Annotated in this window: 18 protein-coding genes and 1 riboswitch; of the genes, 6 read left to right on the top strand and 12 right to left on the bottom strand. The window is 59.8% G+C overall.

The genetic code is table 11. The annotated features are described in order from the left end of the window. Positions 1-96: 96 nt before the first annotated feature. From Q7L05_RS02980 to Q7L05_RS02965, 4 genes are all read right to left on the bottom strand, one after another. Positions 97-909 (bottom strand): CbbQ/NirQ/NorQ/GpvN family protein, encoded by an 813-nt coding sequence (locus Q7L05_RS02980; protein ID WP_303901698.1) that lies wholly within the window; start codon positions 907-909, stop codon positions 97-99. Positions 910-1172: 263 nt separating this feature from the next. Beyond that, complete coding sequence (locus Q7L05_RS02975; protein WP_303901696.1) at positions 1173-1529, bottom strand: ribulose bisphosphate carboxylase small subunit; 357 nt, start codon at positions 1527-1529, stop codon at positions 1173-1175. 153 nt (positions 1530-1682) lie between these two features. Further along, a complete protein-coding gene (locus Q7L05_RS02970; RefSeq protein WP_303901694.1) occupies positions 1683-3101 on the bottom strand; it encodes a form I ribulose bisphosphate carboxylase large subunit in 1419 nt (472 codons plus the stop codon). 210 nt (positions 3102-3311) lie between these two features. After that, positions 3312-3722, bottom strand: coding sequence for a hypothetical protein (locus Q7L05_RS02965; protein ID WP_303901692.1), 411 nt, complete (start codon positions 3720-3722; stop codon positions 3312-3314). 191 nt (positions 3723-3913) lie between these two features. Here Q7L05_RS02965 and Q7L05_RS02960 point away from each other — a divergent pair, with 191 nt between their 5' ends. After that, positions 3914-4879, top strand: coding sequence for a LysR family transcriptional regulator (locus Q7L05_RS02960; protein ID WP_303901689.1), 966 nt, complete (start codon positions 3914-3916; stop codon positions 4877-4879). A 106-nt stretch (positions 4880-4985) separates the two neighbouring features. Here Q7L05_RS02960 and fba read toward each other — a convergent pair whose 3' ends face one another. The 5 genes from fba to tkt form a co-directional block, all read right to left on the bottom strand. Beyond that, on the bottom strand, positions 4986-6050 hold the full coding sequence (gene fba / locus Q7L05_RS02955) for a class II fructose-bisphosphate aldolase (protein WP_303901686.1): 1065 nt from the start codon (positions 6048-6050) through the stop codon (positions 4986-4988). A gap of 168 nt (positions 6051-6218) precedes the next feature. Further along, positions 6219-7652: a pyruvate kinase gene (gene pyk / locus Q7L05_RS02950; RefSeq protein WP_303901684.1), complete on the bottom strand. Its 1434-nt coding sequence runs from the start codon at positions 7650-7652 to the stop codon at positions 6219-6221. A 344-nt stretch (positions 7653-7996) separates the two neighbouring features. Further along, complete coding sequence (locus Q7L05_RS02945) at positions 7997-9178, bottom strand: phosphoglycerate kinase (protein WP_303901681.1); 1182 nt, start codon at positions 9176-9178, stop codon at positions 7997-7999. Between the two features lie 172 nt (positions 9179-9350). Then, positions 9351-10355, bottom strand: coding sequence for a type I glyceraldehyde-3-phosphate dehydrogenase (gene gap / locus Q7L05_RS02940; RefSeq protein WP_303901678.1), 1005 nt, complete (start codon positions 10353-10355; stop codon positions 9351-9353). Positions 10356-10427: 72 nt separating this feature from the next. After that, positions 10428-12422 carry a transketolase gene (gene tkt / locus Q7L05_RS02935; RefSeq protein ID WP_303901676.1) on the bottom strand — a complete coding sequence of 665 codons (1995 nt, stop codon included), beginning with the start codon at positions 12420-12422 and terminating at the stop codon, positions 10428-10430. A 506-nt stretch (positions 12423-12928) separates the two neighbouring features. Here tkt and Q7L05_RS02930 point away from each other — a divergent pair. From Q7L05_RS02930 to Q7L05_RS02910, 5 genes are all read left to right on the top strand, one after another. After that, entirely contained in the window at positions 12929-13753 is an 825-nt protein-coding gene (locus tag Q7L05_RS02930) for a phosphate/phosphite/phosphonate ABC transporter substrate-binding protein (protein ID WP_303901673.1), read from the top strand. A gap of 115 nt (positions 13754-13868) precedes the next feature. Further along, positions 13869-15029, top strand: a complete 1161-nt coding sequence (gene metK, locus Q7L05_RS02925) for a methionine adenosyltransferase (protein WP_303901669.1) — start codon at positions 13869-13871, stop codon at positions 15027-15029. A gap of 132 nt (positions 15030-15161) precedes the next feature. Then, positions 15162-15240: riboswitch (S-adenosyl-L-homocysteine riboswitch) on the top strand. 16 nt (positions 15241-15256) lie between these two features. Next, the gene (ahcY, locus tag Q7L05_RS02920) at positions 15257-16693 is read left to right on the top strand and encodes an adenosylhomocysteinase (RefSeq protein ID WP_303901666.1); all 1437 of its coding nucleotides are present in this window, start codon (positions 15257-15259) and stop codon (positions 16691-16693) included. 108 nt (positions 16694-16801) lie between these two features. After that, positions 16802-17650, top strand: coding sequence for a methylenetetrahydrofolate reductase [NAD(P)H] (gene metF / locus Q7L05_RS02915; protein ID WP_303901663.1), 849 nt, complete (start codon positions 16802-16804; stop codon positions 17648-17650). 70 nt (positions 17651-17720) lie between these two features. Then, positions 17721-18449: a 16S rRNA (uracil(1498)-N(3))-methyltransferase gene (locus Q7L05_RS02910; RefSeq protein ID WP_303901660.1), complete on the top strand. Its 729-nt coding sequence runs from the start codon at positions 17721-17723 to the stop codon at positions 18447-18449. A gap of 9 nt (positions 18450-18458) precedes the next feature. On the opposite strand, the gene Q7L05_RS02905 is transcribed toward Q7L05_RS02910, so the two are convergent. Genes Q7L05_RS02905 through Q7L05_RS02895 form a run of 3 tightly spaced genes read right to left on the bottom strand, consistent with a single transcriptional unit; the run spans position 18459 to position 25757 of the window. Further along, positions 18459-19148 (bottom strand): c-type cytochrome, encoded by a 690-nt coding sequence (locus Q7L05_RS02905; RefSeq protein WP_303901658.1) that lies wholly within the window; start codon positions 19146-19148, stop codon positions 18459-18461. Positions 19149-19194: 46 nt separating this feature from the next. Further along, complete coding sequence (locus Q7L05_RS02900) at positions 19195-19695, bottom strand: chemotaxis protein CheW (RefSeq protein WP_303901655.1); 501 nt, start codon at positions 19693-19695, stop codon at positions 19195-19197. Continuing rightward, on the bottom strand, positions 19692-25757 hold the full coding sequence (locus tag Q7L05_RS02895) for a hybrid sensor histidine kinase/response regulator (protein WP_303901651.1): 6066 nt from the start codon (positions 25755-25757) through the stop codon (positions 19692-19694). Before Q7L05_RS02895 ends, Q7L05_RS02900 begins: the two co-directional genes overlap by 4 nt. Positions 25758-25764: the final 7 nt, after the last annotated feature.

Raw genomic sequence — 25764 nt, 5'->3', positions numbered from 1 at the left:
GGGGCGCCCTCGCTGCGATTCCCCGATATCGAATCGCCCTGGGGCGGGCCTCCTACCCTTGGGTCACTGCACAGACGTCCACCTGTCCGCAAACCCTCAGCTGACGAAGAAAGTCTCGACCGCGGCTTCCAGTGTCTCGCGCATGTCCGGGTCGTCGGTCAGTGGCGTGACCAGGGTCATCTGACAGGCATAGGCCGGGTCGACGCCTTCGTTGATCATCTCTCCCGCATAGACCAGCAGGCGGGTGGAGATCCCTTCATCCAGACCGTGCCCCTTGAGGTTACGGGCCCGGTGGGCGATCTGGACCAGTTTGGAGGCGATCTCGCCATCGACGCCGGTCTCCCGGGCAACGATTTCGCCCTCGAGTTCCGCCTCCGGATAGTCGAAATTCAGTGCACCAAAGCGTTGCTTCGTCGACTGTTTAAGGTCCTTCATCAGGCTCTGGTAACCAGGGTTGTAGGAGATCACCAGCTGGAAATCGGGATGGGCGTGCACCAGCTCGCCCTTCTTGTCCAGGGGCAGCGTCCGGCGGTGGTCGGTCAGCGGATGGATCACCACCGTGGTGTCCTGGCGGGCCTCCACCACCTCATCGAGATAACAGATGGCACCGATTCGGGCGGCCGTGGTCAGCGGGCCGTCCTGCCACTTGGTGCCGTCCTTGTCGAGTAGGAAACGGCCAACGAGATCGGAGGCGGTCATGTCTTCATTACAGGCGACCGTAATCAGAGGGCGGCCCAGTTTCCATGCCATGTATTCGACGAAGCGGGATTTGCCGCAGCCGGTCGGGCCCTTGAGCATCATCGGCATGCGGCGCGCGTACGCCGCATCGTAGAGTTCCACTTCTTTGCCGACCGCCCGATAGTACGGCTCTTGACTGATTTTGTACTGTTCGTTGCTGATATCGGTCATGGGAGTCACCAGGGTTTTAAATTCACCGCTAAGCCGCCAAGAGCGCAAAGAGTTCAAAAGCTGAACTATGCCGTTTCTTGCAGGTCGGTCTCCCGGCATACAGGCGCCTAAGGGGCCGGCGCCTTTCGGGCTGAAGCCCGACCCATATCAAGGCCGATGCGATTGCGACTAGCAGTTTCTTTGCGGTCTTTGCGTCTCTGCGGTTATCCATTTACTTCGACGGGCCCCGGATGGGACCGGGACCCCTCACCTGTCACCCGCGATTAAACGGCGATTCCGCGATAGATAACCATCTCCGTGCCCTTGGACTGGGCGAAGTTGTCGAAACCTACCAGACGCACGTGGTTGTTCGGATGGGCCTTATGGCACGCCTCGGCCTCGGCCAGGATGGTATCGACGTCGGTTTCGCCGAACAGCGGCAGTTTCCACATGTACCAGTAGTGTTCGAAGGCGTTCTCGGGTTCGGTGTGTTCGATAGCCGGGTTCCAGCCTTGACTGACGATGTATTCCACCTGTTTGCGGACCTGTTCGGGGGTCATTTCCGGCAGGTACGAGAAAGTCTCGAACTTGCGACTCGACGGGTCGCTCAGGCTCGAGGTGTAATCCTGCATCTCGCTCATTATCAGCGTCCTCTTAATCGTTATGTTTTGCTGTTCCCGTTACGGGCGCAGCCTTCGTTACAGTTCGGAGTCAGATACGAGATTCGAGATACGAAGGTCTGGCCGAATACCAGCCTCCTCGTAGCTCGCCCCTCGTATCTCGTACCTCCTTCTTTACCGGTGGGCGGCGTCGATTTTGTCGACGGTGTCGAACTCGAACTTGATCTCCTTCCAGGTCTCCATCGCCATGTTCAATTCGGGGCTGTGCTTGGCGGCGGCGGTGAGGATCTCCTTTCCCTCCTTCTCCAGTTCTCGACCTTCATTGCGGGCCTGTACGCAGGCTTCGACGGCGACGCGATTGGCGGCGGCGCCGGCGGCATTGCCCCACGGGTGGCCCAATGTGCCGCCACCAAACTGCAGCACGGAGTCGTCGCCGAAGATGGCGACCAGCGCCGGCATATGCCAGACATGAATACCGCCGGAGGCGACCGGAAGCAGACCCGGCATGTGCGCCCAATCCTGGTCGAAGAAGAGACCGCGGCTGCGGTCTTCCTTGATATAGGAGTCGCGCATCAGGTCTATCCATCCCAGGGTGGCCTCGCGGTCGCCCTCGAGCTTGCCGACCACGGTACCGGAGTGCAGGTGATCTCCGCCGGAGAGGCGCAGCATCTTGGTCAGCACACGGAAGTGAATACCGTGACGCGGGTTGCGATCGAGCACGGCGTGCATGGCACGGTGGATGTGCAGCAGGATACCGTTGTCGCGACACCAGTTGGCCAGACCTGTGTTGGCGGTGAAGCCGCCGGTCAGGTAGTCGTGCATGATGATCGGCATGCCCAGTTCCTTGGCAAACTCGGCGCGCTTGTACATCTCTTCCGGGGTCGGCGCGGTGACGTTCAGGTAGTGGCCCTTGCGCTCACCCGTTTCTGCCTCGGCCTTGTGAATCGCTTCGGCAACGAATTCGAAACGCTGGCGCCAGCGCATGAACGGCTGCGAGTTGACGTTCTCGTCATCCTTGGTGAAATCGAGGCCACCGCGCAGACCTTCGTAACAGGCACGGCCATAATTCTTCGCCGAGAGCCCCAGCTTCGGCTTGATGGTGCAGCCGAGCATCGGACGACCGTACTTGTTCATCTTGTCGCGCTCGACCTGAATACCGTGGGGGGGACCACCACAGGTGACCACGAAGGCGACCGGCACGCGAATATCCTCCAGGCGAAGGGAGCGGACCGCCTTGAAGCCGAACACGTTGCCCACCAGAGAGGTCAGAACGTTGACCACCGAGCCCTCTTCGAACAGATCCAGCGGGTAGGCGATGAAGGCGTAGAAGGCTTCGTCGTCGCCGGGCACATCTTCGATGGCGTAGGCACGGCCCTTGTAGTAGTCCAGGTCGGTCAGCAAATCGGTCCAGACCGTGGTCCAGGTGCCGGTGGAGGACTCGGCTGCGACCGCCGCAGCCGCCTCTTCACGGGGCACGCCCGCCTGGGGCACCACTTTGAAGCAGGCCAGAAAATCAGTGTCCTTCGGCGTGTATTCGGGCATCCAGTATGTTTCGCGGTACTCTTTTACGCCCGCGCTGTAGCTCTTGGCCATATTTTTTCTCCTCACTGGGATTTGGTTTCGGTTCGGTAGGGACCGCGCCGTGCCCCGTGTTGGTTAATCTAGCGGACCCAGCCATAAATACCACTCAGTAATTTTGATTAAATCCATAAGCATTTATAATTGTGAGGAGATTCATAAGCGAAACATTATTGGTCGAAAAAAAACCCGGCTTTGTTCCGGGCTGCTGTTTCGACCGCCCGCTTACGGGCGATGGATGCCGGGAAATGCGACGATGCGGCCTTTGACGCCCCTTCCGGCCCGGCGCATCCTGGCATTCAAAATCTTTACCGAATCCTCCAGCACGGTACGTATCACCACGTTGGCGTAAGGATGGTAATAGAGCAGCTGACAGGGCACCGACTCATTCAGGCCGTCACGGGTGCCTGGGCGAAACTCGGTCCAGGCGAGGATCGGCAGGTTGTTGAGATTGCGATCCGCGCAAATCCACGCATCATCTTCTATATACACCTGAAAGCCTCGCATCCCGGGTAGCATCAGGTGGAGCGGATGGCCCAATTTCTTCAGTGCAATCTGCACGCGGTTGTAGTGAGCAGCGATAATCCGCGTCGGCATCGACTTCAGCACTGGTGCATCGGGCAGTTTTGAGCGCATAGCCAGGCTCCCGTCCCTCGGGGTTCCAGTGATTCCCTTCGTCTGCAAGAGAGTCGGTTACGATAGTTACGCTAATCAATAGCCGGTCGTTTTCCGACTGACAACTGCGTCAAATACCGACAAGCTCTCCGATTCAGATAACATTTCCTCTATACTTCAGTATCTGAAGATCAGGCAATAGTTATATTGGTATGAACATTACACTCCGACAGCTGAAGGTTTTCGCCGCCGTTGCCCGAAATCTTAGCTTCACCCGGGCCGCCGAGGAGCTGTGCCTGACCCAGCCGGCGGTCTCAATGCAGGTCAAGCAGCTGGAAACTCAGCTGGAGGGATCACTCTTCGAACAGCTTGGCAAAAAGATCTATCTGACCGAGGCCGGCGAGGAGGTGTATCAGTACAGCCGCCTGATTACGCAACAGCTTGATGAGCTGCAGACCGTTTTGCAGAACCTCAGGGGTGTGGGTCACGGGCGCCTGCGGATAGCGGTCGCCAGCACCGCCAACTATTTTGTCCCGACCCTGCTGGGGACGTTTTGCAGACGTTTTCCGGACGTCACGGTGAGCCTGGACATCACCAATCGCGAGGAGCTGCTTAGACAACTGGCGGACAATGATGTCGATATGGTGATCATGGGCCAACCCCCCGCCGAGATGGACCTGGAGGCGTCGGCGATTATGGAAAATCCCCTGGTGATTGTCGCGCCCCCGGACCATCCTCTGGCCGGACAGCAGCAGATCCCGCTGTCGCGACTGGAGAAGGAGACCTTCCTGGTGCGTGAGCCCGGCTCAGGGACGCGCATGGCCATGGAGCGCTTCTTCAATGAATACAACATCCGCATTACAACCGGCATGGAGGTCGGCAGCAATGAGGCCATCAAGCAGAGTGTACAGGCCGGATTGGGCCTCGGACTGTTATCGCGAGACACCGTCCAGATGGAGCTCGAACTCGGCCGGCTGGTGATTCTGGATGTCCAGGAATTCCCGATCCTGCGTCACTGGTACGTGGTCTACCGGCGCGGCAAACGGCTCTCTTCGGTATCCGAATCCTTCAAGACCTTTTTGCTGACCGAGGCAGCGCACCTGCTCGGCCGACAGCGTAGTGATGTGGAGTTCCCGCCGGCGAATACCAGGCAATCTCGCGCGCGACGGCGCGCCTGAGAGCAGCTAACCAGGGGGTACGGTTTTTCCTGGTTTTTAGCCACAGAGGGCCGAAACGAAAAAGGGCGACCGAAGCCGCCCTTTCCCTTCCGGCTCAAAAACCGGACTATTTGACCTTCGGGGCCAACTCGCCGGCGGCATAGCGGGCCATCATGCCTTCCAGGGAGACCGTCTTGATTTTGGAGGCCTGCCCAGCTGCACCAAACGCTTCGTAGCGGTCCTTGCAGATCTGCTTCATCGCATCTTCGGCCGCTTTATAGTATTTGCGCGGGTCGAAGTTGGCGGTGTTCTCGCTCAGGTGTTTGCGGGTGGCGCCGGTGGATGCCATGCGCAGGTCGGTATCGATATTGACCTTTCGAACCCCATGCTTGATGCCCTGCACGATTTCATCGACCGGCACGCCGTAGGTCTGGCCCATGTCACCGCCGTAGTTATTGATAATCTCGAGCCACTCCTGGGGCACCGAAGAGGAACCGTGCATGACCAGGTGGACAGTCGGAATGCGCTCGTGGATCTCCTTCACGCGATCGATACGCAGGACCTTGCCGGTCGGTGCCTGGGTGAACTTGTAGGCACCATGAGACGTGCCGATGGCGATAGCCAGGGCATCAACGCCGGTCGCCTTCACGAAATCAGCCGCCTCATCGGGGTGGGTCAGCAGCTGATCTTCAGACAGCTTGCCTTCCGCACCGACGCCGTCCTCTTCACCGGCCTCACCGGTTTCCAGTGAACCCAGGCAACCCAATTCGCCCTCGACAGAGACGCCGCAGGCATGAGCGATCTCGACAACCTTCCGCGTCACATCGGCGTTGTAGTCGTATGAAGCCGGGATTTTGCCGTCTTCATGCAGGGAGCCGTCCATCATCACGGAGGTGAAGCCGGACTGGATGGCACGGGCACAGACCGCCGGGCTGGCGCCGTGGTCCTGGTGCATGGCGATGGGAATGTGTGGATAAGCCTCGGCAGCCGCTTCGATCAGGTGGCGCAGGAAAGGCTCGCCCGCATATTTACGGGCACCGGCGGAGCCCTGCAGGATGACCGGGCTGTCGGTCGCGTCGGCAGCCTCCATAATGGCCTTTACCTGCTCCATATTGTTGACGTTGAAAGCGGGTAGACCATAGCCATGTTCGGCGGCGTGATCCAGAAGTTGGCGCATAGAAGTCAGGGCCATTTTCAAGCTCCTTGAAGTTCTCGGGTTTCAGATAATCAAACAGACCTTCGGGACACCGGGGGATTCATCGATCGTAGTTGATCCCTAATGTAGCGTGCCCCGCCACTAAAACTGATCGGGACCTTCGCATGCAGAGACAAACGAGCATGCGTTCGCCCGATCACTCATTCAAACCAGTTCACCGACCTTGACGATCTTGATGGCATTGGTTCCGCCATGGACCCCCATCAGGTCACCCTTGGTGATAATCACCAGATCACCGTCGCGCACGGCGCCCCGGCGCAGTAACTCGTCGATGGCTTCCCGGTTGACCTGCACATGGTCGGCCGTGGTCACGTCAAAACTCACCGGGTAGACGCCGCGGAACAGGGTCACCTTGCGACGGGTATCCACATGCCGCGTCATCGCATAAATGGGAATGCCGGAACTGATCCGCGACATCCACAGGGGAGTGGAACCCGATTCCGTCAGAGAGGCGATGGCCTTCACGTTCAGGTGATTGGCCGTATACATCGAGGCCATGGCAATGGCTTCATCGATATGGGTGAATTCACTGTGAATGCGGTGCGCGGAGGTGGTGGCCTCACGCTGTTTTTCGGCTTCGCGACAAACCCGATCCATGGCGGCGATCGCCTTGTCCGGATACTTGCCCGCCGCCGTTTCGGCCGAAAGCATGACCGCATCGGTACCATCCAGTACCGAGTTCGCCACATCGAAAACCTCGGCCCGCGTGGGGATCTGGTTTTCGATCATCGACTCCATCATCTGAGTCGCAGTGATCACCACACGATTCATATCGCGGGCCCGGGTGATAAGCCGCTTCTGCACCGGCGGCAAGGCTGCATCGCCGATCTCCACCCCCAAATCACCACGGGCAATCATGATGGCATCGGAGGCAGCGATGATTTCGTCCACCACGTCCAACGCCTCGGCGCGTTCAATCTTGGCAACCAGACCACCACGCCCGCCGGCGGCATACAGCAACGCCCGGGCCTGATCGATGTCGTCGGCGGTGCGCGGAAACGAGACCGCCAGATAATCCGCCTGCATGCGCGCTGCAAGCTTGATATCGTGTCGATCCTTTTCGGTCAGCGCCGGCGCAGAAAGGCCGCCGCCCTGGCGGTTGATCCCTTTTCGATCCTTCAGGTCTCCACCTACCACGACCCGGCAAATGATTTGCTGGCCCTCGACCTGGTCCACCCAGAGTACTATCCGCCCATCGTCGAGCAGCAGCGTATCGCCCCGGCTGAGGTCTTCGGGCAACTGCTTGTAGGTAATACCGACGCGTTCCTGGTCGCCATCGTTCGGACCGCAGGCGGCATCGAGAATGAAGGTATCGCCTTCAGTAAGCGAAACCTGGCTATTTTTAAACTGGTCAATGCGGATTTTCGGTCCCTGCAGATCAGCCAGGACACCGACCTGCCGGCCATGAGCACGGGCACGGTTACGGAGCCGCTCGGCCCGTTCCAGATGCTCTTCCGGGGTACCGTGTGAAAAGTTGATTCGGACCACGTCGACGCCCGCCTCGATAATCTTGTCGAGGATCTTGGGGTCGTCCGTCGCCGGACCCAGGGTCGCAACGATCTTGGTACGTCTTTGCATAAATTTTTTGTCTTCGAGCGGCACTGCTCACTGGTCCGGGTGCGCCTGGGCCCGATGCTTTCGCAACCGGGTCTCCTACGCCTGCCTACCCTGGCCTGGTCAGGGCACCACCGCCACTGTTCGCCAATTTTCCATTCCTGTCGACGTTGCGCCGAAGCGCACGTCATGACGGGCCGCACCCGCCACGGCTCTTGGGCCGCTTCCAGGGCCTGTCAGACCCGGCATGCCACGAACTGGCCGCATGCTATGCACCGCTCGCCCCGGCATTCAGAATCTCACGGGTCCTAGTGTACTTGATGGAGCGCGGGCACACCCGCCAGATGCGCCCCATCGTGTCCTTTAATCTACTCGCTCGCCCGCGCCTCGAGCATCGCCACGGCCGGCAGAGCCTTGCCTTCGAGATATTCGAGAAACGCGCCACCGGCAGTTGATATGTAGGACACCTGATCATAAATTCCGTATTTCTGGATGGCCGCGATGGTATCGCCGCCGCCGGCGATGGAAAAGGCATCGGATTCGGCAATGGCCGTGCCCAGTGCCTTGGTTCCCCCACCGAACTGGTCGAACTCGAAAACACCGACCGGGCCGTTCCAGATGACGGTTCCGGCTTGCTTCATCATCTCCGCGTATTGTCTGGCAGTTTCCGGCCCGATATCGAAGATCATGTCGTCGTCGGCAACCTCATCCACCTTCTTGGTGATCGCCTCGGCAGTTTCGGAGAACTCTTTTCCGACCACCACATCCACCGGAACCGGGATCTCGCTACCTTTCGCCTTGGCCGCCTCCATCAGGCGCTTCGCCTCGGCCACCAGGTCTTTCTCGTAGAGAGATTTTCCAACGTTGTGCCCGGCCGCGGCGATAAAGGTATTGGCAATCCCTCCGCCGACGATCAACTGATCGACGATTTTGGAGAGGGACTCGAGAACCGTCAGCTTGGTGGAGACCTTGGAGCCACCCACAATCGCCGACATCGGCCGCTTCGGCTCCTTCAGTGCCTTGCCCAGCGCTTCCAACTCCTTGCTCAGGAGCAGGCCGGCACAGGCAGTCGGGGCGAACTTGCCAACCCCGTGGGTGGAGGCCTGCGCGCGATGTGCGGTACCAAAGGCATCCATCACATAGACATCGCACAGCGCGGCATATTTTTTCGCCAGCGCTTCGTCGTCTTTTTTCTCGCCCCGGTTAAAGCGCACGTTCTCGAGCAGCACGACCGTGCCGTCGGCGATTTCAGGTGCGTTTTCCAGATAATCCTTGATCAGCGCCACCGGCTTGCCGAGCTTCTCCGACAGGTCGTCGGCAATCGGCTGCATGGAGTTCTCCACATCCACCACACCCTCTTCGGGACGGCCGCGGTGAGACATCACCATCACCTTGGCACCGGCGTTGATGCAGTGCTCGATAGTAGGCATGGAGGCGGAAATGCGGGCATCGGAGGTCACCTTACCATTCTTCACCGGGACATTGAGGTCCGCGCGAATCAGCACCCGCTTGCCGGCCAGGTCCAAATCGGTCAGCTTGATAAAAGCCATTATTAGTGCTCCCTGAGGTATTACGGAAAAATCATCGGCCAAGGGGCGCCTTGGTGGATGACTCTCTGTTCAGTTGCTAGTTGCGAGTGACGAGTTGCCAGGAAAGGAGTGCCGGCGGCGATGCCGCCGGCACATCCTCGCTACTAGCCACTAGCCACTAGCTACTAGCCACTCAGCTAGCTGCAACGTGCCTGGCGAAGCGCAGCATGTTGCAGGTGTAGCCGTACTCGTTGTCGTACCACGCGACGACTTTGACGAAGGTGCCGTCGAGGGCGATGCCGGCGCCGGAATCGAATACGGAGGGAGCGCTCATGCCGCGGAAGTCGGTGGAGACGACCTTCTCGTCGGTGTAGCCGAGCACGCCTTTCATTTCGCCTTCGGAGGCGGCCTTCATGGCAGCACAGATGTCGTTATAGTCGGCGTCGCTGTTCAACTCAACCGTCAGATCGACCACGGAGACATCGGAGGTCGGGACGCGGAAGGCCATCCCGGTGAGTTTGCCGTTCAACTCGGGCAGCACCTTGCCGACAGCCTTGGCGGCGCCGGTGGAGGAGGGGATGATATTTTCCAGGATACCGCGGCCGCCGCGCCAATCCTTCATGGAGGGACCGTCGACGGTCTTCTGGGTCGCGGTGGCAGCGTGAACGGTGGTCATCAGGCCGCGCTTGATGCCCCACTTGTCGTTCAGGATCTTGGCGACCGGGGCGAGGCAGTTGGTGGTGCAGGAGGCGGCGGAGACGATTGCCTGACCGGCATACTCCTTGTGATTGACGCCGTAGACGAACATCGGGGTGGCGTCCTTGGAGGGCGCGCTCTGGACCACCTTCTTGGCACCCGCCTGGATGTGTTTCTGGCAGGTTTCTTCGGTCAGGAACAGACCGGTGGACTCGATTACCAGCTCGGCGCCGATTTCATTCCACTTCAGGCTGGCCGGGTCTTTTTCTGCCGTCAGGCGGATTTTTTTGCCATTGACCACGAGGTTGTTGCCATCGACGGCCACATCGCCCTCGAAGCGACCATGCACCGAGTCATACTTGAGCATGTAGGCCAGGTACTCCGGGTCGAGCAGGTCATTGATGCCGACGATCTCGAGGTCGTCACTGAATTCTTTCGCCACAGCGCGGAAAACCATGCGCCCGATACGGCCAAAACCATTGATACCGACTTTAACAGCCATTGTTGTTCTCCCTAAGTACGTTTAAAACAAGACGAGCCACGGGGAGGTGACCTCCCCGAACCGAAAACAGCTTTAGAGCACGTTTTCGACGGCCTTAACCACGTTCTCCGCCGTTACACCGAACTCCTTGAAGAGTTGGTCGGCCGGTGCGGACTCGCCGAAGCGATCGACGCCGATGACATCACCATTCAGGCCCACATACTTGCGCCAGAAGTCGGTGACGCCGGCCTCGACGGCCACGCGGGCGGTGACGGCAGCGGGCAGTACCGACTCGCGATAGGCCGGGTCCTGGGAATCGAAGAGGTTGGTGGAGGGCATGGAGACCACACGCACCTTCTTGCCTTTGCCGGACAACTCGTCAAAGGCCTGCACCGCCAGTTCGACTTCGGAACCGGTCGCGATAATGATGGCCTCCGGTGTCCCTTCGCAATCGCGCAGGACATAGCCGCCCTTGGCGACATCGGCGATTTGCGCGCTGGAGCGTTCCATGTGCGGAAGACCCTGGCGCGAGAAGATCAGGCAGGAGGGGCCATCCATCCGCTCGACCGCCGACTGCCAGGCGATAGCGGTTTCAACCTGATCGCAGGGACGCCACAGGGTCATGTTGGGGATGAGGCGCAGGGTCGCAATCTGCTCCACCGGCTGGTGGGTGGGACCGTCTTCGCCCAGACCGATGGAGTCGTGGGTATAGACAAAGATCGAACGCTGCTTCATCAGCGCCGCCATGCGCAGGGCGTTGCGGGCGTATTCCGAGAACATCAGGAAGGTGCCGCCGAACGCTACAAAGCCGCCGTGCAGGGCGACGCCGTTGAGGATGGCGGACATGCCGAACTCACGCACGCCGTAGGAGATGTAGTTGCCGTCGGCCACGGTGCGGGTAATCGCAGTGGCTTCCGGCCAGGAGGTATTGTTGGACGGCGTCAGGTCGGCGGAGCCGCCGAGCAGTTCCGGCAGTGCCTTGGCGAAGGCGGCAATGGTGTTGCCTGAGGCCTTGCGGGAGGCGACCTTCTCGGCCTTTTCGTTGGCGGTCTGGATCCAGCCGTTGACGGTCTCTTTCCAGTTCGCCGGAAGTTCGCCCTTCATGCGGCGCTCGAATTCGTCCGCCAGCTCAGGGAACTCTTTCTTGTAGGCGTCGAACTTCTCCTGCCAATGAGACTCGGCGGAGGCGCCTTTCTGCTTTGCATCCCAACCGGCGTAGACGTCATCCGGCACCTCGAAAGGCCCGTATTTCCAGCCGAGGTTTTCGCGGGTGGCCTGAATTTCATCATCACCCAATGGGGCGCCGTGACAGTCATGGCTGCCGCAGAGGTTCGGCGCACCGTACCCGATGACGGTCTTGCAGCAGATCAGCGTCGGCTTGTCATTGACCGACTTGGCTTCGTGAATCGCCTTGTCGATGGCAGCGGTATCATGGCCGTCAACGTCACGAACCACATGCCAGCCGTAGGCTTCAAACCGCTTGGGCGTGTCATCGGTAAACCAGTTTTCAACGTGGCCGTCGATGGAGATGCCGTTGTCATCCCAGAACGCTATCAGCTTGCCCAGCCCCCAGGTGCCGGCGAGGGCGCAGGACTCGTGGGAGATCCCCTCCATCATGCAGCCGTCACCCATGAAGGTGTAGGTATAATGGTCGACGATCTTGTGAGTGCCGCGATTGAACTGGGCACCGAGGGTACGTTCGGCCAGCGCCATGCCGACGGCGTTGGTGACGCCCTGCCCCAACGGTCCGGTGGTGGTCTCGATGCCGGGCGCGTAGCCGTACTCGGGATGACCCGGGGTCTTGGAGTGCAGCTGACGGAAGTTTTTCAGATCCTCCATCGACAGGTCATAACCGGTCAGGTGCAGGAGCGAATAGATCAGCATGGAGCCGTGGCCATTAGAGAGAACAAAACGGTCACGGTCGTGCCACTCGGGATTGGTGGGGTTGTGCTTGAGATGGCCGTTCCAGAGGACCTCGGCGATATCCGCCATCCCCATGGGGGCGCCCGGGTGACCGGATTTGGCCTTCTGTACAGCATCCATACTCAATGCACGGATAGCATTCGCTAAGTCTTTGCGGCTTGGCATGTGCGTACTCCTAAAACGTATTGCGAAGCTGAAGTAATCGCGGCACGCCCGGCGCACCACGGATGTTCTTGTTCGTTCGGCAGTTTATCCCGCCTGCGGCAGGCGGTTGCCTTCATTCTTGGCCCGCTGTAGCCGGCGCCTGGAGGGGATAGAAAGCCAAACAGATTCGCGCGGCCCGGACAAGGATGTAAACCGGACCGGCGATTGTCACCGATTCACAGCCCCGGGGCAATAGGCGAGAGAACAAAAGCCTCACACAATGCTTTTAAATCAGTTACTTATATATCCACAAAGGATATTTATGGCACAACAGCGATTTCCCGGCTCCATCGGGAACCTAACCAAACTAACTAAAGAATAGCCAAGGGACCGGAAATGAAAAGCCCTTTCTTGATCGATCGGCGACCGGCAAATACACTCAATCGGAATACCGTTTCGATAAGCCCCGCCGAAGCGGCCCCGGCCATCAGGCGTTTCAGACAACGATAAAAAGGTGGGGAAAACAAATGGGATATTCATCGACCCCCAGGATTGCGGGTGCCGATCCAAGCTTTCGGGCACTGACATTCCTGGCGCTGTTCACAATAGGTCTGCCGGCAAGCGCTGCCAAACTCACCTTTGCGGTACACCCGGTGCTCCCGGCCGAACAGACCCGAACGGCCTATCAGCCGCTCTTGAATTACCTCGAGAGAACCACCGGACGTGACCTGGAACTGGTGGTTAACCGCAATTTCCTCTCCTATTGGCAGATGCTCAAACGCGGGGAGTACGATATTATCCTCGATGGCCCACATTTCACGGATTACCGCGTCCAGAAAATGGGATACCGCATACTGGCCAAGTTTCCGGCTGCGGTAAGCTATACGCTGGTGGCCAACCCGGATTCCTTCATCCTGGAACCTGCCGATTTGGTGGGTAAGCGTATTGCCACCACACCGTCGCCGGCCCTGGGTGCCTTACGCCTGTCCCAACTTTACCCCCATCCCCTTCGTCAACCCCGGATTGTCGAGACAGAAGACTCGTTGACCGCTGCCCGCATGACGGTCGAGGGAAAGACCGCAGGTGCCATTATCCCCGCGGGAATGGTGGGAAGCTTCCCCTCACTGAACACCGTGACCACGACCACCCAGGTGCCCTCACCCGCCGTCTCGGTCGGTCCGGATGTGGATAATGCACTGGCCAATGCACTTCGTCAGGCACTGCTCAGTGCCGGCGACAGTGAAGACGGTCGTGACGCGCTGGAGTCTTTGAATATCGACACCTTCGAACCCGCCGACCCTGCGGATTACCAGGGACAGGCTGAACTCCTCAAAGACACGTGGGGCTACTGACGACGAAAACTTTTGCCGGTTCATTGTCATGCCGGTGATGGGCATTTGCGTTGATGGTCGTGTAAGATCCGCGCATCCATCTGAACTCACCTAATTAGAGCATTGAGGAAAGCCCATGTCGAACCGGCATCTGTTTACCTCCGAATCGGTATCCGAGGGACATCCGGACAAGATTGCGGACCAGATTTCTGACGCCGTACTTGACGCCATCCTGGCGCAAGATCGCCAGGCACGTGTCGCTTGCGAAACATTGGTAAAGACCGGGATGGTGCTTGTGGCCGGTGAGATCACCACCCATGCGGTGGTGGATTTCGAACAAGTGGCACGTAATACGGTTCGGGAAGTGGGCTACAACAGCTCCGAGATGGGTTTCGACTGGGAATCCAGTGCCGTCCTGAATGCGGTAGGCAAACAGTCGCCGGACATCGCCATGGGCGTGGACGAGACTGAGGCTCGTGAACAGGGCGCTGGCGACCAGGGACTGATGTTCGGTTATGCAACCAACGAGACCGACGTACTGATGCCGGCACCCATCACCTTCGCGCACCGGCTGGTCAAACGCCAGTCGGAGATCCGCAAGAACGGCACCCTGCCGTGGCTGCGCCCCGATGCCAAGAGCCAGGTCACCTTCCGCTACGAGGACGGCAAGCCGGTGGGTATCGATGCGGTGGTCCTGTCAACGCAGCACAGCGCGGACATCGCCGAGAAAACCGTCCACGAAGCAGTGATGGACGAAATCATCCTGCCCACGCTCCCAAAGGAGTGGCTCGACAAGAATACCCGCTTCTATATCAACCCCACCGGCCGTTTTGTGGTCGGCGGCCCAATGGGGGACTGCGGCCTCACCGGACGCAAGATCATCGTCGACACCTACGGTGGTATGGCCCGCCATGGCGGCGGTGCCTTTTCGGGCAAGGATCCGTCGAAGGTGGACCGTTCCGCCGCTTATGCCTGCCGCTATGTCGCCAAGAACATGGTAGCCGCCGGTCTGGCCGACCGCTGCGAGGTCCAGGTCTCTTACGCCATCGGCGTGGCGGAGCCCACCTCGATTTCCGTAGAGACCTTCGGCACCGGAAAGGTCACCCATGAACGCCTGGTCAACCTGGTGCGCGAGTTCTTCGATCTGCGTCCACGCGGCATGGTGGCAATGCTCGATCTGCTGCGCCCCATTTACGCCAAGACGGCCGCTTACGGCCACTTCGGCCGTGAAGAAGAGGAGTTCACCTGGGAACGGACCGACAAGGCCGACGCCCTCCGCGAAGCAGCCGGATTCTAAATCAGTAGCTAGTAGCTAGTAGCTAGTGGCTAGTGGCTAGTGGCGAGGCGGCGACTGCCACCTGGGCGTGGAACTGCCTCTCCTGGCTAGCAGCTAGCCACTCGCAACTCGCAACTCGCAACTATTCACCGTAACCCTGAGGAGCGCTGCAGCGGTTTCCCGTCAGGCTCAGGGTTTCGCGGTTTTCCTGGAACAACGGCGCTCAGCGAATCGATGGAGCTTGCTTCATGAACGCTGTTCCTTCCGAGTTCTCGGATTATAGAGTTGCCGATATCTCCCTGGCCGATTGGGGCCGCAAGGAGATCGCCATTGCCGAGACCGAGATGCCGGGTCTGATGGCGCTGCGCGAGGAGTACGGTGCCGCCAAGCCGCTCAAGGGCGCACGCGTCACCGGATCCCTGCACATGACCATCCAGACGGCGGTGCTCATCGAGACCCTGGTGGAGTTGGGAGCCGAGGTCCGCTGGGCCTCCTGCAACATTTTCTCTACCCAGGATCACGCCGCTGCCGCTATCGCTGCCGAGGGCATCCCTGTCTACGCCTGGAAAGGTGAAACCATCGAGGAGTACTGGTGGTGCACGGAACAGGCGCTTGCCTGGCCCGACGGCAAAGGACCCAACATGATCCTCGATGACGGCGGCGATGCCACCCTGCTGCTGCACAAGGGCGTCGAGTTCGAAAAGGCGGGCGCGGTGCCCGAGCCCCAGGCCGGTGACAACGAGGAGTACACCGCCGTTCTGGGCGTCCTCAAGCGCCACTTTGCCAACAGCACCAACAAATGGACCGAGATGGCCGCCGGCATTCGCGGCGTCACCGAGGAGACCACCACCGGAGTGCACCGGCTCTATCACATGGAAAAGGACGGCAGCCTGCTGTTCCCGGCCATGAACGTCAACGACTCGGTCACCAAATCCAAGTTCGACAACCTTTACGGCTGCCGCGAGTCGGTGATGGACGGCATCAAGCGCGCCACCGACGTCATGATCGCCGGCAAGACCTGCGTGGTGCTCGGTTACGGCGATGTCGGCAAGGGCTGTGCGCAGGCCTTCCGGGGGCTGGGGGCCACGGTTTGGGTCACGGAGATCGATCCCATCTGTGCGCTGCAGGCGGCGATGGAAGGTTTTCGGGTGATGACCATGGATGAAGCGGCGCCACACGGCGACATCTTCGTGACCGCCACCGGCAACGAGGCCGTGATCACCCACGATCACATGGCGGCCATGAAAAACGAGGCCATCGTCTGCAACATCGGCCATTTCGATTCGGAAATCGACATTGCCGGAGTGCGCAAGTACGAGTGGGAGAACATCAAGCCGCAGGTCGACCACATCATCTTCCCCCCTACCGCGGACGAGCCGGACGGCAAGAAGGTCACCATCCTGGCTGAAGGACGTCTGGTGAATCTCGGCTGCGCCACGGGTCACCCGAGCTTCGTCATGTCCGCCTCCTTTACCAATCAGGTGCTGGCGCAAATGGAGCTGTTTGGCCGGGGCGACCACTACGAGAAAAAGGTCTACGTGCTACCGAAGATCCTGGATGAAAAGGTGGCTCGCCTGCACCTGAACCGGATCGGCGTACACCTGACCGAACTCAGTAAGGTACAGGCGGACTACATCGGCGTGCCGACCGAAGGTCCCTACAAACCGGATCACTACCGGTATTGAAGTGGCGAGTAGCAAGTAGCGAGTAGCGAGTGGCCAGGGAGGTGGAGCGGCTTCCACTCTCCTTGCCCTACTTGCAACTGCTGACGTATCACTTGAGGGTTTGGAGCCATGGAATCCCAGAAAAAGTATCCCAGGCAGTTTTCGTTTGAATTTTTTCCGCCCAAGACCGATCAGGGCAAGGCGAAGCTTTCCGATGCGGTCGACGAACTGAAGGTGCTCGAGCCTCGTTATGTATCGGTCACCTTCGGGGCGGGCGGCAGTACCCAACAGGGCACCATTGAAACGGTGCGCGACCTGATGGGGCGTGGTCTGGATGCGGCTCCCCACCTCTCCTGCATCGGGGCGACTCGCGAAAGCATACGCGAACTGCTTCAGGGTTATGTCGATATGGGAGTCAAGCGCATCGTGGCGCTGCGAGGGGATATGCCTTCGGGAATGCGCGAGCCGGGCGACTTTCAGTACGCCAATGAACTGGTGGAATTTATTCGCGAGGAGACCGGCGACCGCTTTCACCTGGAAGTTGCCGCCTACCCCGAATTTCATCCCCAGGCACAGAGCGCCGATGATGATCTCGCCAACTTCAAGCGCAAGTGCGAGGCCGGCGCCAATGCGGCGATTACCCAATACTTCTACAACATAGATGCCTACCTGCGATTCGTGGAGGATTGCCAGAAGAGGGGACTCGAACTGCCGATCGTCCCGGGCATAATGCCCATTATCAATTTCAAGCAGTTGGCTCGCTTTTCCGATGCCTGCGGGGCCGAAATACCGCGCTGGTTGCGATGGCGGCTGGGAAGCATGGGCGAAGACAAGGAGGCGATCCGGGCCTATGGGCACGACGTCAACACTGAACTGTGCCGACGCCTGCTGGAAGCCGGAGCACCGGGCCTGCACTTCTACACCATGAACCAGGCCGGCCCCACGACCGCCATCTGGAAAGCCCTGGGGCTTTCCTGACAGTAACCAACTCACTGCAGAGGCGCAGAGTTTACTGCGTCCTGAAGTGCACAACGTGATTAGAGGAACGATGCGAATTCCCCGCATCTATCAACCGATCCCTCTTGCCACCGGCCAGCAGCTGGAGCTGGATGGGAATGGGGTGAACCACGCGGTTCGCGTCCTGCGCCTCAAACCCGGGGCACCGCTCACCCTTTTCAATGGTGCAGGCGGAGCCTTCGATGCCGTTTTGATCAAGGCCGAGCGCCGGCGAGCAGTCGTGGAAGTAGGGGCCTTTCGGGACGAGAGAACCGAATCTCCGCTCGCCATCACCCTGGTCCAGGGGATCTCGCGTGGCGACCGTATGGATTATACGATTCAGAAGGCCGTGGAGCTGGGCGTCACCCTCATCGTCCCGGTAGTGACCGCGCGCACCGTGGTCGACCTGAAGGGGGAGCGTCGGGAAAAACGCCGGGAGCGCTGGCAGTCCCAGGCGGTCGCCGCCTGTGAGCAGTGTGGCCGCAATCGGGTCCCGGACGTCGAGCCGATCATGTCGCTGGACGAGTGGCTGGCGCAACCGACAGAGAGCGATTGCTGGATCCTGGACCACCGCGCCGAAACTGGCCTTGACGTTGACTTGGCCGGGGCCGCGGCCATGCTGCTCATTGGGCCGGAGGGCGGTTTGACCGAAAGCGAGCGGGACCTCGCCCTTTCCAGAGGCTACCGGAGACTCCGGCTAGGCCCCAGGGTACTGCGCACCGAAACGGCTTCGGTCGTCGCCCTCACCATCATGCAACATCGGTGGGGCGATCTCCGGTAATAGCAAGGGTCATTCGATAGAAGCGATATAATTGGCCAGCGCCTCTATTTCCTGATCGGTTAGATGTTGCGTCACCCGCTCCATACGCACATCGGTGCGTCGCACTTCCTGGGGGCGGAGCTCTGCTTTGGAGTTATCCCGATAACGCTTCAGGGCGATGATCATGAACTCCTTCTGCTGCCCGGCCAGGCGCGCGTAACCGGCCTCGCCTTTGCCGTCCGCACCGTGGCAGAACTGGCAAACGCTCTCAAAGAGCTCTTTCCCATGCCGCGCCTTGAGGAGATCGATCTCCTGATCCGGCATAACGTCCTGATTAGAGAAGTAGATGGAGATGTTGATCTTGTCTTCCATCGTGAACTCTTTCGCCAGGGTCTGCATCACGAAATCCTTGCGCCGACCGTCGGCAAACAGATCGAACTGCTCCAACAGGTAGGCCGGATTCTGGCCGGCCAGATTGGGGATTTTTGGCCGCTTACTATTTCCGTCGTCACCGTGGCAATTACTGCAAAAGCTGACGCGCTGATGTCCTTCGCGGATCGCAATCCGACGCTTCTCCGGGTCCCCGTTAACCTCTTCGATAAGCGAAAGCAGGCGTTCCCGCTCCTGCAGATGCGCCTGGTCCTGGGCGTTCACCGACGCACCGAAGAGAAGAGCTGTCACCAAACCCCCGGAGATGACAGTAGTTATCGTTTTGGCCATGAAGTAATGTCTCTTTTTCCTGAAAAAACTGTAAAAGCTGACGGTTTCAAAGACCCAACCGAAGCAGCATCTGCTCCAGCACATCGAAATCGGGGATGATGATGTCGCCATTCGGCATGCGCATGTGACCGAGAGCTGCCGGTCGCTCACGGTTCCCGGACTTTTCCATGGTGGCAAGGGCGTCGCGTCGCGCCCAGGTAAGGCGAGGAACACCGGAAGCCGCCACCGCGAGAAATGGCAGCTTGGGATTGCCGTTCAGTGTATTGCACACCACCACTTTCTCGGGCGGACCGCTCAAGGATGTGGATGCAGTACCTACCAGACTTTCCAGGGTCAGTACCGGAACCGTAACTCCCCGCCATTGCCGCAGGCCCAGGAGCCAGCCGGGTCCGTTGGCGAGCGGTGTCGGATGGCCAAGCTCTATCACTTCCGCTACGGCGGTATAGGGCAGGAGCAGTGCGCTTCCTTCAATGGGAATGGAGAGGCAACGAATGGCGTCCGCACTCTGCTGCTCTTCCCGTCCCACTGCGGTATCGGGTCCTGTCATCCTGCCGGCTTCCATGATTCGGCGTCACCAATCAGCGATTCGATATTTTCCATGAGGTCACCTTCCGAATAGGGCTTGCCCATGTAGCGATTGACGCCGATATCCGTGGCACGTTGGCGGTGTTTCTCTCCGGTACGCGAGGTAATCATGATAATAGGAATATCTTTCAAGGCTTCCGAATTTCGGATGTGCGTGGCCAGTTCAAAGCCGTCCATTCGCGGCATCTCGATATCCAAGAGCATGACGTCCGGAGTGATTTCTTCCAGGATCGTCAAGGCATCGACACCATCCTTTGCGGCCACAGCATTCATACCATGGCGTTTCAACAACCGCTTGGTGACCGCCCGTACGGTGATAGAGTCGTCCACGATCATCACGGTCGGGACCGAGGGGGCAGGCGTCGCACCCGACGCCAGCTGCTTCCCGACTCGATGTCGATGAGCAATACCCCTGCGGATCAGCGCCGACAGCTCCAGCACCAGGGCGATACTGCCATCAGCCAGAATGGTCGCCCCGGAGAGCGACTGAAGCATACTCAGCTGTGGCCCCAGGGACTTGATGACGACTTCCCGGCTTCCCTCGATGCGATCGACGATCAGCGCGATACGGTGCTCGCCACTTTGCGCCAGAAGGAGGGGCTGCTTTTTCACCTCGGACGGCGCCGCCACTTCATCAATACCGATCGCCTGACGCGGGTGCATCAACTCATAGCTCTCTCCAAGCCATGAATAGGTCGGATGCTCCTGCTGCAGGAGTTCCTCCACTTCCGCAGGGTCCGCACGCGCTATGCCTTGCACGGACAGCAATGGAATGGCGAAGGTCTGTTCACCGACATGTACAATCAATGCCCGGCTTACCGACAGGGAAAAGGGGAGGCGCACGGTAAATCGCGTACCCTGGCCTTTCACTGAATCGATGTCCATCGAGCCACTCAACTGTCGTACTTCGCTGCTGACCACATCCATGCCGATACCGCGCCCGGCAACCTGGCTCAGCGCGGCGGCTGTCGAGAAACCCGACTCGAATATGAACTGCATCACCTCCTGCTCCCCGAGATTGGCATCGGCTTCCATCAGACCCCGTTCGATGGCCTTGTCACGAACGGCATCGGCATCGATACCCCGCCCGTCATCGGAGACGCGGACTACGACTTCTGCGCCCTCCCGGGACAGGGCGATGGTAATTGAACCGGTCTCACTTTTGCCGGCGGCGAGGCGCTCTTCGGGTGATTCAATACCGTGTGCGACAGCATTTCGCAGCATATGCTCGAGGGGTGCAATCAGACGCTCAACCACACGTCGATCCATTTCCACTTCAGCGCCCTGAAAGCCGAGGCTGGCTTTGCGGCCGATTTCCGATGCCGTCTGGCGAACGATGCGGCGCAGCCGCGGCGCATTGTCCACCAGCGGGACCATCCGCGTCTGCATCAGGTTCTCCTGCAGCTCGGTATTGACCCGGGCCTGCTGCAGGAGCAGGGTCTCCGATTCACGCTCGATCTCTGTCATCATCCCTTTGATCGAGCCGATATCGCTCAAACTCTCCATCATGGCCCGGGAGAGCTGCTGCATATTGGTAAAGCGATCGAACTCCAACGGATCGAAGTCGTCGTACTCCTCGCTGGCGTCCTGATACCGGGCAGAGATCTGTGCCTCGGTTTCGATATCGAACTGACGTAGCTGATGGCGAAGGCGGTCTACGGTCTCATCCAGCTCACCAATACTGAAACCGAAAGAGTTCAGTCGCTGTTCGATGCGCGAACGATAGATACTCACTTCGCCGGCATAGTTGACCAGGTTATCCATCAAGTCGCGACGGACACGAACCATTTCATGCTGAATGCGGGTCGACTGGCGATTATCTTCCGCATCCTCCTTCTCTCCACGCTTTTCAAGATGCCGAGCGATCAACTCCTTGATGCTGTCGATGAGGTCCTGCACACCGCCAAGCGGCAGCCCGTGATAATGCTGCTCGACAAGGAGCGACAGGCGTTCATGCACCAGATGCATTAACCCGAACAGGTCATCGGATACCGGAACATGCCCGTCACGGACTTCGGAAAGCAACATCCCGGTAACCATGACAAGGTCGACCATATTTTGGACATCGGCTTCCCGAGCCAACTGCTCCAGACTAACGCCGGTACCTGTCAGGGCGGCATGCAATTCGATGTCGCTCGGAGCACCCTGCCAGTGTTGGAGTTCGGCACCAAAGTGTTCGACCAGTCGCATTGCTTCCGGGTAAAAGTCGTGCGCGGCGGCTTGTAACCGTTCTGTTGATTCTGCGGTGGCGCTCCTGTGGTACGCCGCCGGCTCCCCAAGTGAGGGATCCGGCAGTGCGGCTTCCGGTTCGCTGGGCGCTTCGGGAGTCCGGAGCAGTTCCATGATGCGCCGGGTCAGCTCTTCGGCCGCTGGGACCGGTTGGTGTTCCCAGACCTGTTCCAGCATGGTGGAGAGTCGATCGTGGGCCTGCTGTATCGCTTCGAGCAGCTCCGGAAGGACCTGCGCGCGCCGCTCCAGCAGCGCTTCAAAGGTGGATTCGAGAGCGTGACTGAGATCGCCGATAGCCGCCACACCCGCCATGCGGGCACTGCCTTTCAGGGTGTGCAGTTGACGCTGAAGTGACTGGACCAGCGAATGGTCATTGGGAGTCTCGAGCCACGACTGCAGAATTTGCTCGCTGCTGTCGAGTATCTCGCGTCCCTCTTCCAGAAACAGCTCGAGAAGTTCGGGATCCTCTTCGTCCTCATTCCCGGTTTCGGCCGCTGCCCGGGAGCCCGGCTCCGGAGCCTGCTCTCCGCTTAGTGCCGACGTTACGCCCTGAGCCGCAGCCTTGAGGCGTGCAATATCGTTTGCATCACCCTCCACCTGTTCGCCATGGCGAACCTGTTCCAGCATCGACACCAGCCGATCGTGATCGAGTTGCAGTTCACTCAGCAGGGCCGGGGTGGGCGACAGCCGCCCCTCGATAATCGCTTCGTAGACGGATTCGAGCTGGTGGGAGAGATCGCCCACTGCCACTATACCCGCCAGGCGAGCGCTCCCTTTGAGCGTATGCAGCTGATGCTGGAGCCCCTGGACAGCCTTTCGATCATCAGGCTGCGCTGTCCAGGCCTCGAGGAGCCGTTCGCTCTCGTCGAGGATTTCGCCCCCCTCTTCCAGGAAAAGACGAACCAGCTCCGATGCCTCTTCCCCCTCGCAGTCAGCCGTCTCCGTCCAACCTCGGGGCGCCGTCGGAACATCCACCGCCTGCAGGCTGTCGCTCCCCGGGAGCGGGCAATCGTCGGGTCCGTGCAGGTCGTTCAATTCCGGGGCGGTTTGCCCGCCCGAAAACATCGAGGTCGGCGGGTTTTCGGCCTCTCCGGGTTCTGCGAAAAATGTGTCGTCCGGCGAGACCCGCTTTTCCAGGTGGCGGACGGAGGCGTAGAAGGCTTCGGCGCGGGTTTGCAGGTCCCCGCCCGGCGGCAATGGAATCGAGGGGTTATTCAGATGTACCAGCACCCCTTCAACGAGGTCGCGACTCTCTTGGAGGACGGCAATCCAGTCGTTGCTAAGGGGTTGGTGGACGGTCTGAAGTGCCTTGCTGTATTTCTCCAACGCTTCGGCGATCCGGGCTGCTTCGGCGACACCGGCGATCTGCGAGCTGCCTTTCAACGTGTGCAGCGCCCGGACCAGCGGTTCGCTGGCGTAGCGCACCCCTTCAGAGCGGCACTCGAACAGGAACCGATCAATTGCAGCAAGGTGTTCCGCCGTTTCCTTGGCGTAGATGTCGAGCAGCTCGGGATCCGTGTCGATGGCCGGTTTCGGGGACTCCGCAGGCTCGACAGGTGTTCCCTCTTCGGGGAGCACCGGCCGATCGCCACGAGTGAGCGCGTCAGCGGCATCCGCCAAGGCCTTTACCTCGATGTCGGGCCGTGTACCGGTTCGAAATTGCTCTACAAGTTGGGGAATCACCCTCTCGGCGCGATGCAGCACCTCAAACAGGAGCGGATCGGGCTCGACTCCCCGATCGATTACCCGATTGAGCATCTTCTCGAAGGACCAGGCAAACTCACCCAGCTCATGGGCACCGACCAGTCGACCACTGCCTTTCAGGGTGTGAAAGGAGCGTCGATACTCAGCGAGCACACTGTGATCCGAAGGGTTGGCTTCCCAGACAGGAAGGAGTCTGGTGATTCTCTCCAGCTCCTCCTGGGCCTCTTCGAGAAAGACTGCGGCAATCTCGTCATCGATTTCGTCCCCGTGCTCTGCCGCATCGGTGATCGACCCGCCAGTGTTCGCCTCGGCGCCGGCGGCAGTTCCCGTCCCCTCGACGCTTTCCTTTCCGGCAACCGAAGGGGTCGACTCGCCGGCCTTCGAGTTCCAGGGCTCGCCGGCATCCATCCCCTCCAGTAAATCTCCAACCGGGAATCCGAGCCCGGCCAAGGCATTTTCGGCAACGTCGAGCACGGAAGCGGGATGAACGCGGCTCTGGACGAATGCCTCGAGATAATACTCGACACTCATCACGGCATCGGCCAACTGGTCGAGTCGGCTGGTATCCGGAACCATATTGCCGTTCAGGATCTCGCCACGCACGTAGGCAGCGGAGGCCTGCAGGATCCTGGCGACCCGTGAGTAGGAGAGAAGGTCGAGGCTCGCCACCAGACGGTGAAAATCAGCGGGGAGGGAACTCAGCCTTTCGACATCGCCGGGGTTATCCAGATAGGCCGAGAGCGATTCACGAATCCGGATCAGATCGCTCAGGCTCTCTTTCATCACCTGCCGGACACCACGCAGGTGTTCGGCTTCGGGGGATTCTCCGGCTCGCTCTCCGGAATCGTCGGCCTTTTCCATCGGAGCGCTCGAGCCCCAATCCTGGAGGGTGGATTCCACCAGCAGTAACGCGCCGGCCACGCCCATCAAGACCTCGTCTTCCGGCTCAAGCTCACCCAGGCGAATACGGCCAAGTACCCCCACCTGCTCCTTTAGCGCCTGCTGCAGGGGCACCTGCCGCAAAAGATCCAGCGTATCAACCAGACGGTGCAGGCCATCGCCGATCGGCTGAAGACTCTCCAGGTCACCTCTCTGGCCACGCACAAAGACGTCAAGCTGATCCTTGACGTGCGATAGCTCTTCCATGATATCGGCCGCAACCGTTCTCTTGAGCTCCGCGGTCAATCCTGCCGACCCCTCTTCCAGGAAGAAGCGGTCGAGGCCGAAGGCATCCTTGATGCCCGCCACCAGCACACCACCGGCGGTCGCACGACCAACGTGATACAGGAGCACTCGAGTCAACGCCTGGACATGCTCGGCGTTAGCCGCCGTCTCCTCCTTCTGGGCCAAATACTTGACCAGCTGTTCTATCTTGCCGAGCAGGTGCTTTACCTCAATGGAGGGTTCAAGCCCCTTCTCGGACAATGCCTCAACAAGCGCCGAGGCAGCCCAAAGTGCCTGCCGGATGGAACTCTCATCGGCAATTTTGAACAGGGCATCGAGAACCTTCTGAAGCGTCTGCAGGCTGGACGCGGCTTCGCGGTCCCGCAACAGGTTGGCAAGAGCGGTTTGGTAGTGGGGCCGGGCTTTACGGGCAACCGCTTGCAGATTACCGGCCGATTCCCGACTGGGTGGCCGGATGCTCAAGTCGGGATGAAAAACCGACAATTGAGACCATTCGGCTTCGCCTCGCAACCGACGCATTTCGTTTACCAGCGGTAACAACGGCAGGAGAGAATCGGGCCGGCCGCTTTGCAACGCATCAAGATAGTCGGGCAACTCCAGAATGGCGCGCATCAGCGCCTCTTCGGCCTCTCCCCGCTCCCCATCAGCCGGCGTCAGTTCGCCACGCTGTAGGGCCCGCGCAAAAATTTCGACCTCCGCCAAAAATTGTGCGGCAGCAGACAGCTCCACCATTTGCAGGGTGCGGTGCACCTGGTGCAGGGCATCGATGCAGGGATCCAGCTGGCCGACATCCTCAGGCGCTTCGGCGAACGATTCCAGCGCCTGGCGGGCGTCTTCGAGCGTTTCGTCCAATTCACCCTTGATCCAGGCAAGGGTGCTGACGTCAAATGTCTCCGCTGTCTGCATGCTACGG

The organism is Thiohalomonas denitrificans, assembly GCF_016841685.1.
In the GTDB taxonomy this organism is placed as follows: domain Bacteria; phylum Pseudomonadota; class Gammaproteobacteria; order Thiohalomonadales; family Thiohalomonadaceae; genus Thiohalomonas; species Thiohalomonas denitrificans_A.
This window is presented reverse-complemented; position numbering and strand designations above follow the sequence as displayed.